Here is a 10196-nt window from a genome sequence, read left to right as displayed (position 1 = left end):
TCGCTTTTTAGGACAGCTGATTTACAACAAAGGGGGGCTACTTTTGAGAATTGGTGTGAAATAGATGAAAATGAGGGGGCGTAATCAGAAAATTACGCCATTTTGAAAATTGTTAGGACAGGTGTGGATAAACTTGATTATCTGATTTATTGCCTGAAACAACGCGGCATCTACATCCTTTCGGACCTCTATGTCTCCCGGGAGCTTGAAGCCGGAGAAATTCCGGAGTTTCCCGGTAAAAAACTCTGGCAGGAAAATTTCAAACCTCTGCTGTTTGTGCTCGATTCGGTTCTGGAAAATTGGAAGAAATTCAGCTTGAACTGGTTAAATCATGTCAATCCTTATACCGGTTACGCCCTTAAAGATGAACCGGCTCTGATTTCCCTGTCGCTGGTCAATGAAAGTTCCCTGACTCGTTATTACAACCGCATGCCGGAGGTGGAGGCGATCTACCTCCGGAAATTTGAAGAGTGGAAGAAACGGCATGGCCGGCAATCGGCAAAACCAGTTGCGGACGATCCCCTTTTTGCACAGTTTCTACAGGAAATTTATGGCGCAAGATATGCGGAAATGAAGCAGTTCCTGCGCGACAACGGGGTGGAGCGCATGTTCTCGGATCAGAATTTTTTAAGTTCCCCGCTTCTGACCGCGATGCGCAGTCAATACGATTTTGTCGAAAATCATTTTTATTGGGATCACCCGTCATTTCAGGGGGGATGGTGGAAATTTCCCGCAAAGCACCACAACCTCTCCTCCATTCGTCATCATGGTGCGGCGCCCGGTGTGCTCTTCAGCTCCAGAATCTACGGCAAACCATTCATGGTGACGGAGTTTGATTATGCCGGGCCCAATATGCACCGGGCGGAAGGCGGCGTGCTTACCGGCGGTTACGCTGCATTGCAGGACTGGGACGGATTGTTCCAGTATGCACATCTGACGGTAAAAACCGACCTCGGCAAAACGCGCGGATTTCATTTTGACAGTACGCTTGACCCGATGAAGGAACTTTCGCTTCGAATCGCTCGCGCGCTTTTCTGCGAAGGAGGGGTCGAATCGGCAAAACAGAAGTTCGTCATCGTCCGCCGGAGTCAGGAACGCTTTACATTGCGCGATGCGGATTGCGCTCAGATCAACCGGCTGGGATTGATGGCGCAGGTCGGCAATGCATTTCTCGACGACGGTGCGACGCTCCCCGGCGGAAGCGCCGCCGCGATCGAACTGACGCCCGGTGCCGGAGCGGAATGCAGCCTGCCGTGTTTTCGCGCCGGTGAGAAACTTCTGGATGAAATCCTCCGGGCGAAGTTGCTCCGGCCCGGCCAGTACCGGAAGAACGAGTTCTATCAGGATCAGGCCGGCCAACTGACGCTTGCTCCGGAAAAAGGAATCGTCCGTGCCGTCTCCCCGGCCTGCTGCGCGCTGATTCTGCCGCCCGGAAATAGGGACAAAGCCGGAATCCTGCAAGTTGACAACCGGATCGGCCGCGCCGTATTTGCCGCAATCGCCGCTGACGGCAGACAATTGACGGAGTCTGAACGAATTCTGATTTTACACCTGACTGATGCATTGCCGGACGGCACCCGGTTCGGAGACGGCAACCGGGTCACGCTCGATGCCTGGGGGCGTTTGCCGATGCTGGCGGCCTGCGGTGAAGCGCAGATTTCCCTGACGCTGCCTCCCGGCAAGGATACCAGACTCTTCGCCGTGGATCTCTCGGGCAGAAGAATGGCGGAGATTCCGGTGCGGCAGCAGGAAAACGGCATGGTCTCATTTCCTGCAAAGGTATTCATGCCGTCCGGTGAAGTCGCGTTCGCCTATGAATTGATCCGCAATTAAGCGTTTATTCAAGGAGGGAAATCCCCGGGCTTCCGGTATGATTGATTGCCGTTTTCTGCGACCGCCTGCAAAGCGGGCGCTGCCGGGAGCCGGCACACAGAATCGGAGCAGCGGTGAATTCCCGCTCAGGTGCGGTCGATAAGCTGATGCCGGCAACCTCTTTTCCGGCAGTTGCCGGTGCAGCCGGAACCGGGATGCGGCCGGAAGACAGATCCGGCGCAACCCGGAGATTTTCTGCAATATCTGCGGATCGAGCTTAAAGGTTGGCCCCGAACTCTTTTAATTCGGCGCGCAATTCCGCGCCATTGAGCTCTTCCGGCCGGCACTGCTTTTCGACGGCCATTGCCGCCGCCATTCCAGCCGCTTGCCCGATCGAACAGACGGGGGGCATGACCCGCATGCTGCTGTGCAGTGCGTGGTCGACGGAAATCCCGCGTCCGGCAATCAGCAGGTTGGACACTCCCGGCGGAACGATGCAGCCGTAAGGGATCTCATAATATTCATCTTCCGAAAGATGACGGAGATCGGTTCCGCTGCCGCTCGGGTTGTGAATATCGATCGGATAATTTACGCGCGCAATGCCATCGGGAAATTTTGCACGTGTTTCAAACTCCCTGATTCCGATAAAAGCTTTGCCGAGAATCCGGCGCGATTCCCTGACTCCGATCCGGGCGGCGACGGAATGAAGTTCCGCGCGCTCGAATCCGGGTACTTCCTCACGCAGAAATTTCAGGAATGCGCGCAGCTGGCGGCGCGCGATTATTTCCGCATCAGACAGATCTTCCGCATCCAGCGGATTGTGTTTCACTACGCGGGTGGTGTTGAAATGAATGACGTCACTGTCGAAATCGTCAAACCAGAGGACGTCTTCGCGGGGACAATCGATACGGCCGGCTTCTTTCGCCTTCAGGTACAGGGCGGTAATCTCCTGCCGCGGCGGCATTCTGTTCTTATCGACATTGCACAATTTGAAACAAAGCGTCATCGGCTGGCAATACCCTTCGCTGTTGCCGAATTCAAAACGGCACCCGGCTCTGGCCGCGACATCCCCGTCTCCGGTCGCGTCGATAACGATTTTCGCCCGGATGGCGCGAAGGCCGGACTTGCCGTGAAAAATGACATCGGTAATGCTGCCGTCCTCTTTTCGGAGGTCGAAGAACGTATGGTGATAATGGAGCTTCACTCCGGCTTCCAGCAGCATGTCTTCCGCCGCCAGCATTGCGCCATAACGCGAAACCGTCCTGCCGTCCCATTCGGAATGCCGGTTGGCGATTGCGGGCAGGGAACGGTAGGAGCGCATCCGGTTAAGCCACTCCGGATAAAGCGGGCGGTCGAGGCACTCTCCGCTGCAATGATTCGGCATGAAGGGAGAGATTTCGCCGACATTGGCCATTCCGCCCGGTGAACCGTAATGTTCCGCCAGAGCAACCTGTCTGCCCCGGCGCGCGGCGGTAACCGCGGCGCAAAGTCCGCCGGGACCGGCTCCGATCACCAGAATTTCGGTTTCGGCGGCGAGCGGGACGTCTTCCTTTAAAACGTAAGAGATCTGTTTCATTTCAGGCAACCTTATTTATTATTTCGTGAGAAAATTTCGAACTACTTGTCCGCGCGGTGTGTCTCCGACCGGTTTGGGGCTCGGCATCCCCTCCCGCCAGAACTGCCCGTCATGTTCAAGGCTCCAGCAGTGATGTTCGCGGAAAGCGTGATAGGTCCACGACCATTTCCGCTCTTCAAAAAGTTCAAGCGCATCCCGGAGGAACTGTTCTCCGGAACCCGCCGGAGCCCACCGGACCACGCTGAATTCTCCGATGAACCAGGGAACGGGATACCGCGCCTGAAAATCGTCGATGATTTTCAAACTTTCCGCAAGTTTTCCCTTATCGTAGTAAACCCCGTCGATTACGCCGGGATAGCGGACGTTGATTTTTTCCTCCACTTTCAGCCGGTCGGTTCCTGCGATATTGTGAATCCCCTGATGAGTGAATGCGCCCGGATCATAGAAGTGCGTGCTGTAAATCACCTTATAATCCGGCAGGGGCCGGAGATTGCGCAAGCCTGCCGTGCCGCCTCCGGGGCCGGGCTCGTAGATGATCCAGACATCGGGATCGATTTCGCGGATCGCCTTGAGAATCTTGACCGCCAGCGGCCTCCACTCGCGCGGAGCGTGGGGCAGCTGATTGCGGTCGAGCGGTTCATTCAGCAGGTCGTATCCCCAGATGACATCGCCGTAAGGCTTCAGGCGGGTTGCGACTGCGCGCCAGAAAGCAGTGAAATTCTTTTCCAGATCGGGATGTTCCCACATCTCGGTATCATCGGCCCGGACACCGGGCATCGGAGGATGGTGCAGGTCGATTACGACCTTCAGCCGATGATCGCGGGCGATTTTCACTTTTTCTTCGACATCGTCCAGAAAGGCGGGCATCGCCTCCCGCCACTCCTGATTGCGCTGCCGGGCGAAAGAGAGCGGAAAGATCTGGAGCCGGATTACATCGGCTCCCCAGGAACGGAGGTCGCGGGCCGTCTCCTTCGAAAACTCCGGCGCAACCATGAAGCCGCGGACGATTTCGGGATTCGGGCGGCTGGCGCGGAGTTTCACGGGGTCAAGTATGGTTTTTTCTTCCGAAACAGGAATGAATCGGAGGGTTTTCACCTCCGCCCGCCCTTCGGGCGCGTTCACCTGTATCGCCAGATTATAGCGGCCGTCTCCCGCCGGAGTGGTAAATTCCGTAATTCCCCTGCGAAACTCATTTCCGGAGAGATTCAGTTCACAGAACGCTTTTCCCCAGCCGATCTGCAGGCGCACCATCGTCTTGCCGCGTCCCACGCCTTCGATCCGGTAGCGCTGACTGCTCTTGAGCCTGATGTTCCGGTTGATTTTGGAATCCCAGTCGGTACCGTCGATGACAACCGCATCATTTTCGGTTTTGAACACTGCTCCGCGGGTGGAGCTCCAGGTTTTCATATTCTCCCGGGAAAAATCGACTTCCGCCGCCGGTTCCTCCTCCTCCTCTTCCTCTTCTTCTTCCAATTCTTTGGAATTCGCCTTCAGCGCCTCCAGAATGACCTCGCCGCGCTTGCTCATGCCGACCATTTTCAGATTGGCGTCCTTGACCAGAACGCCGTCTTCATGTTCAAGGCTCCACCCCTGGTATTCCCGGAATGCGTGGTAGGTCCAGCTCCATCCATATTTTTGGAAGATGCCGGTCAAGTCTTTCAGGTATTGCACCGCGGAGGCGACGGGCGCCCAGGCGATGACGCTGAATTCGCCGACGAAAATGGGCGCGCCGTATTTCTTCTGGAAGTCGATGACCGGCTGAAGCGATTCTTCCATCTCTTTCCGGTCGCGGTAACGGCCGCCGATGAAGCCGGGATAGACGACTCCGGTCGTCTCCTGCGCCTTGGCAAGCAGCCCCGGGTCCTGCAGCAGTGTCGCGGCGATTCCCTGGTGGGTGAATGCGCCCGGCTCATAAAAGTGAAAGCTGTAGATCACTTTGGGGTCCGGCAGCGGAACAAGGTCTTCGAACCCGCGCCAGCCGCCTCCGGGGCCGACTTCATAAATAATCCAGGTGTCAGGATCGAGTCTGCGGATTGCTTTTGTGATGTTGACCGCCATTTGACGCCATTCGACCGGGGCGTAAGGCAGCTGCGCCCGGGCCAGGGGTTCATTGAAAAGATCATATCCCCACAAGGCGTCACGGTAAGGTGCCAGCCGTTCGACAATGCCTGTCCAGTAACGGATGAAAGCTTCTTCCACTCCGGGAACTTCCCACATCTCTTTGCCGTTCAGTTCGCAGGGAACCTCAAACGCGACCGGAATCACTTTCAGCCCGGCATCGCGCGCCTGCCTGACCGCCGTTTCCAGGCGGTCGAGAAAAACGGGATAATTCTCTTCCGTCCAGGTCGGTTTCGGACCGACGCTCCAGAGCTGCAGCCGCACGGCATTGGCATTCCAGTCGTTCGCCATATCCCGGAACGATTGCCCGCCGCGCAGACCGCCCGACATGAATCCGCGCACCACCGCCGGATTCGGCTTCACGGTCCGGATGACCGAAGGATCGGCAAGGGTTTCGCCGGCCCGGCGACGTTTCCGGTTCTCCTCGATCGCGGAACCGGGGCGCACCGGGCGGATTGCGGAGGAGCCGGCACGAACGACCCGCATCGCACCGTAAAGAGAGGCGTCCATCCAGGATTCGTCGTTGCGGTCGATTCCGCTCCAGGTCAGTTTCCGGGTCCGCACTTTTCCTTCGTCGTTGCTGTTGTAGCTTACGTTGAATCCGAATGCCAGCCCGTCATACGGGGACATCTTGAAGTAATCGTTGTCGAGCGGGATTGCCGCTTCCGCCGCCCATCCTCCTTCAAAGGGAACCGGAATTACTTTGACGGGATACTTGCCGGATGCTTCGGGCCGCGCACCTTCCTCACCGGTTGCCGTAATGAAGATCTGGGCGGTTCCGTCATCCATTCGCCCGCAATGGAAAAACGGGTCGAAAAAGAGCTCGAAGCAGTCGCTGTTGTAGGCCGGCTTGATCCCGAAGTGCAGTTTCGGGTCGCGCGCCGTAAGCAGAAGATAAAGAGTGTCTTCGGAAACCGCCGCTTTAAAAGAGGCCCCCCACGCCGGATCGGCGACGGACGGATCTCCCTGAAACATCAGCTCTCCCGAAAACGGAATGTCGCTCCAGTCATCCAGAGAGCCGTTCATTCTCTTCTTTTCAGAAAAAATAAGCGGATAGACGGCGTTGGGCGACGCGATACGCTTTCCGGCTTCCTGCACATCCCCGGAGCCGGGAGCCCGGGTTTCTTCTTTTTTCAGCATATTCTGCTGAGCGCGAACTTTTTCCCGTGCTTCGATAAAGGGGCGGACAATTTCTTCCTCGCCGGCGAAAGCCTGAACAGCTCCCAGCAAAGTGCACAGGGCGGCGATTTTAAAAAAGCAGTTCATAAACTTACCGTCTCATTTGTTTTAAGGATTGTATGGTTCATTATTTCTGGATGATCCAGTGGTTCCGGGCCGGAGTGTGGACATTTCCCAATTCGTTGCCCGGCCGCAGGAAACCGACATGCCCGTCGGTGAAGCCGTAGTTGCTGCCTCCGCTGTGCTGGAACTGCCCCCGGAGTCCGTTCACGCCGGAATCATACCAATGCCGGTGTCCCAGATCGGTCACGTACCGGACCCCGCGAGAAAAATGACTTTGATTATCGGGAACGCGGGCCAGTGCTTTGCAGAGGAAGAGCATCACTTCCGACGAATTCTTAAACGAACCGGCTTTTTTTCCGCCGGGAGCCTGGCTGGTGCCGAACGTCGAAAGCTCCGCAACGGTTCCATTGTTGTCGCTGGTCGGCCCGTTCAGCCAGTAGGAGCGGATGGAGGCTCCCACATAAAGCTCATCTGGATCGATCGGGCAGCGGAACAGCTGGAAATTTCTTTTGCCGCCTTTGCTGAAGCCCATATAGCGCGCCAGAAGAATATCCCAGATTTCGCCATCGTCCAGCAGCGCCTCTTTATCTACATATCCCGGTATGACAAGGTAATCCTGATAATCGGCGGAATACATTCCGGAAGCGCCGCAGATTTGCTTTAAATTGCTGACGCAGTTCGTCGCTTTGGCCCTGTCCCGCGCTTTGTTCAATGCGGGCAGCAGCATTGCGGCCAGAATCGTAATGATTGCAATCACCACCAGAAGCTCGATCAGTGTGAAATTCTTTGCTCTCATAAGAAATCTCCTGTGTTCCCCAAAAAGTTGCCCCCCCCCTTCCTCCTTCGCCGAGGCTGCGGAGGACAAGTCGGGCTTGTCATCCACAGCGCTTGCGCGGCGGATGATACTTTTCGGGCCCCCCGCTCTACGGTGTTCCGTGCGGCTCCGCCGTACTCACACCTCCGAGAAAGGAATTGTTGATATTTCGATGGTATTAACATACCATTTCCTTACGTTTCAGGGATGCAGATCGGTATCCAGTTCGCGCGGAACCAGCCGGAGTTCCGGCGGCCCCTGCGGATTTTGCAGGGCGAGTTTCAACAGCGCGAGAACCTCTTCGCCCATTTTTGAATAATTGTGCCGGAACCGCCACTGCGGAACGGGAAATAAATGGCACGAGTCATCCTGTGAAACCAGGCGGCATTGCCGCAGAAAATCAACACCCCAATCCTGAAAAACAGCTTCGAGTGCTCCGAAACCGTTTGCGCCTTCATAGAAAGCCTCCGGAATGCCCTTTCGTTTCATAAGCCGTTCGCAATCCGCGACCAGATTCTGATTGCCGCGCAGGACCAGGGATTCATCATACGTTTCTCCCATCTCGCGAAATGCGCGTTTCACGCCGGCCAGATGAAGCGGTTCATGCTGCGGATCGGTCAGGAGCATGATCTTTTTCCGGCCCTCTTTCAGGAGGGCCAGAGCCGCCGTATAGCCTTCTTCCTCCCAGTTGTACCGGGCGCAATGGTGTTCCGTTGAAAATCCTCCGGCAAAAATCACCGGAATCCTGATGCTGTTGACGAAATCAATTGCTCTTTTATGTTCGCACAGATCAGGATAGAGCCATATCAATGCCCGCGAAGCCGCATCCGGTCCGGAAAATGTTTCCCTGTTGAAATTGAAAAAATCGATAAAATGGATCATCCGCCCTTCATCCGTCAGGCCCGGGGCGACAGCCGAAAGCAGTGACGCAAGATATTTTTCAAAATAAATCTGCCTGCCGTCAGCGATCAGAACTTCGATAATCTCCTGTTTTCTCCCCCGCCAGCTGAATTCGGGATTGGTAAACATGCCGATCCCTTTCTTCGCGGTCAGGTATCCGTCGTCAACCAGATCTTTCAACGCGCGCTGGACAGTGGAGCTGCCGACTCCGAACCGGGTCGCCAGAGCGCGCATCGAAGCCAGCCTTTTGGGGGTTGAACCGCTTCGCACCACCTGGTCGATCACATATTTACGGACGCTGATATAACCAGCGTGGGAAATATCACTGATAATTTCCGCCGTTTTGATATTCATGGCAAATCACCTTGTTTTTTCAAAGATTCCATACGTCCCGAATCTGAATGAAATCACTTTTTCTGAGATCACCTGGAATCTCTGTGGTACACGATGGAACACTTATAATTATACATAATTCCAGGCGCTTTGTCAAGTCCTCAGGCGTTTTTTTTTCATTTTCCGCATGATTTCAGGCCGGATACTGCCGTCTGGCGGTATTTGGCTCCGGCATACGGCACCCGGCCAGGCTTCAGGGGGGAGCCTGCATCCAGCGAAACGTGCTCCTCCACGCGCCCGTCGTCCAGCGGGTTGTCAGTGCGGCCGGCAAGATCGCGCAGCATCCGGCGGATGTCGATCACGCCGCCGATCATGAACTGAGCATCCGCTCCAGGTTGAACTTCTCCCTGAAAGTCTGCAGGGAAACGCCGCTGCAAGCTGCGATGCCGAGCATCATTGCAATCGACATAAGGATGAAAAGAGGCTGAGACCGTTGACGCGGAGGATGATATTTATTGATCTCTGCAATAAATACAGGCTCCATCGGTTTCGTATAGGAATTCAAACGACGTTCAATAATTTGGAGCGCGTGACGAATGAGAAGTTCTTGCTTATAAATGTTTTTTTTGAAGAATTTCCAAGTTGCCGCCCATTGAGGCAAGAAGCATCCACGTGAACATGAATTTCGCGTCTTTTCTGCTGATTCCGATGGTTTCACTTTTCACACCAAACCGTATGCCTGAGAGCTCTGCGGCTCTGTCAGTTTTTAATTCTTCAAGTTATTGATATTGCGATGCTTGGGATCGGGGGTGGACCGCATATTGCAAATCGGGATGAGTTGCTGAGTATGGATAAATTTCACCAAAATCGGCTATTTTGATCCATCATTCCCAATATGGACGAAATCAAGAAATACCATAAATCAAGCGGATACACAATTTAGCATACAGCTTTGCTCCATGACTATTTTCAAATTTCCGCTTTGACATCAGATCAAAGAATTAACGTAGAGGGCTAACTGATGTTTTGTATAATATATTATCATTCAACAGTATTGTGACCGAGTGCTTTGCAAAGTATCCTTTTTGATTCAGTCCATTCTGGAATATTGTTGAAGTTTTTCTTTATATATTCAATCGAAAAATCCAACTGTAAAAAAATTAATATTACAATCAATTCTTCTGTAAAAATAATTAATGGAAATACGTATTCCCAATCGTAAATCTTTTCATTCTTTGTATGCGCCGCATTGTTTCTGATTTTACAAAGATCATTCACACCTGTCCTAACAATTTTCAAAATGGCGTAATTTTCTGATTACGCCCCCTCATTTTCATCTATTTCACACCAATTCTCAAAAGTAGCCCCCCTTTGTTGTAAATCAGCTGTCCTAAAAAGCGA

General features: G+C 54.1%; 7 protein-coding genes. 1 reads left to right on the top strand and 6 read right to left on the bottom strand.

Annotated features, from left to right (window positions below; genetic code table 11):
* Nucleotides 1–123: 123 nt before the first annotated feature.
* Nucleotides 124–1833 carry a hypothetical protein gene (locus FYJ85_RS22435; RefSeq protein WP_154420921.1) on the top strand — a complete coding sequence of 570 codons (1710 nt, stop codon included), beginning with the start codon at nucleotides 124–126 and terminating at the stop codon, nucleotides 1831–1833.
* Between the two features lie 256 nt (nucleotides 1834–2089).
* Here the strand turns inward: FYJ85_RS22435 and FYJ85_RS22430 are convergent, their stop codons facing one another.
* From FYJ85_RS22430 to FYJ85_RS22405, 6 genes are all read right to left on the bottom strand, one after another.
* Complete coding sequence (locus tag FYJ85_RS22430) at nucleotides 2090–3388, bottom strand: FAD-dependent oxidoreductase (RefSeq protein ID WP_154420920.1); 1299 nt, start codon at nucleotides 3386–3388, stop codon at nucleotides 2090–2092.
* Nucleotides 3389–3406: 18 nt separating this feature from the next.
* Nucleotides 3407–6532 carry a cellulase family glycosylhydrolase gene (locus FYJ85_RS22425; protein ID WP_206213412.1) on the bottom strand — a complete coding sequence of 1042 codons (3126 nt, stop codon included), beginning with the start codon at nucleotides 6530–6532 and terminating at the stop codon, nucleotides 3407–3409.
* A gap of 280 nt (nucleotides 6533–6812) precedes the next feature.
* The gene (locus FYJ85_RS22420; RefSeq protein ID WP_106052150.1) at nucleotides 6813–7544 is read right to left on the bottom strand and encodes a type II secretion system protein; all 732 of its coding nucleotides are present in this window, start codon (nucleotides 7542–7544) and stop codon (nucleotides 6813–6815) included.
* 219 nt (nucleotides 7545–7763) lie between these two features.
* The gene (locus FYJ85_RS22415; RefSeq protein ID WP_106052148.1) at nucleotides 7764–8816 is read right to left on the bottom strand and encodes a GntR family transcriptional regulator; all 1053 of its coding nucleotides are present in this window, start codon (nucleotides 8814–8816) and stop codon (nucleotides 7764–7766) included.
* 155 nt (nucleotides 8817–8971) lie between these two features.
* The gene (locus FYJ85_RS22410) at nucleotides 8972–9169 is read right to left on the bottom strand and encodes a hypothetical protein (RefSeq protein WP_154420918.1); all 198 of its coding nucleotides are present in this window, start codon (nucleotides 9167–9169) and stop codon (nucleotides 8972–8974) included.
* Nucleotides 9166–9513 carry a hypothetical protein gene (locus FYJ85_RS22405; protein WP_154420917.1) on the bottom strand — a complete coding sequence of 116 codons (348 nt, stop codon included), beginning with the start codon at nucleotides 9511–9513 and terminating at the stop codon, nucleotides 9166–9168. Before FYJ85_RS22405 ends, FYJ85_RS22410 begins: the two co-directional genes overlap by 4 nt.
* Between the last annotated feature and the right edge of the window lie 683 nt (nucleotides 9514–10196).

Origin of the sequence: Victivallis lenta (assembly GCF_009695545.1) — a bacterium.
In the GTDB taxonomy this organism is placed as follows: Bacteria; Verrucomicrobiota; Lentisphaeria; order Victivallales; family Victivallaceae; genus Victivallis; species Victivallis lenta.
This window is presented reverse-complemented; position numbering and strand designations above follow the sequence as displayed.

Bases quoted from the DNA above. Each gene is read 5' to 3' on its own strand.
- FYJ85_RS22430 (WP_154420920.1), bottom strand. From the start codon at position 3,388: ATGAAACAGATCTCTTACGTTTTAAAGGAAGACGTCCCGCTCGCCGCC.
- FYJ85_RS22425 (WP_206213412.1), bottom strand. From the start codon at position 6,532: ATGAACGGCTCTCTGGATGACTGGAGCGACATTCCGTTTTCGGGAGAG.
- FYJ85_RS22420 (WP_106052150.1), bottom strand. From the start codon at position 7,544: ATGAGAGCAAAGAATTTCACACTGATCGAGCTTCTGGTGGTGATTGCA.
- FYJ85_RS22415 (WP_106052148.1), bottom strand. From the start codon at position 8,816: ATGAATATCAAAACGGCGGAAATTATCAGTGATATTTCCCACGCTGGT.
- FYJ85_RS22410 (WP_154420918.1), bottom strand. From the start codon at position 9,169: ATGATCGGCGGCGTGATCGACATCCGCCGGATGCTGCGCGATCTTGCC.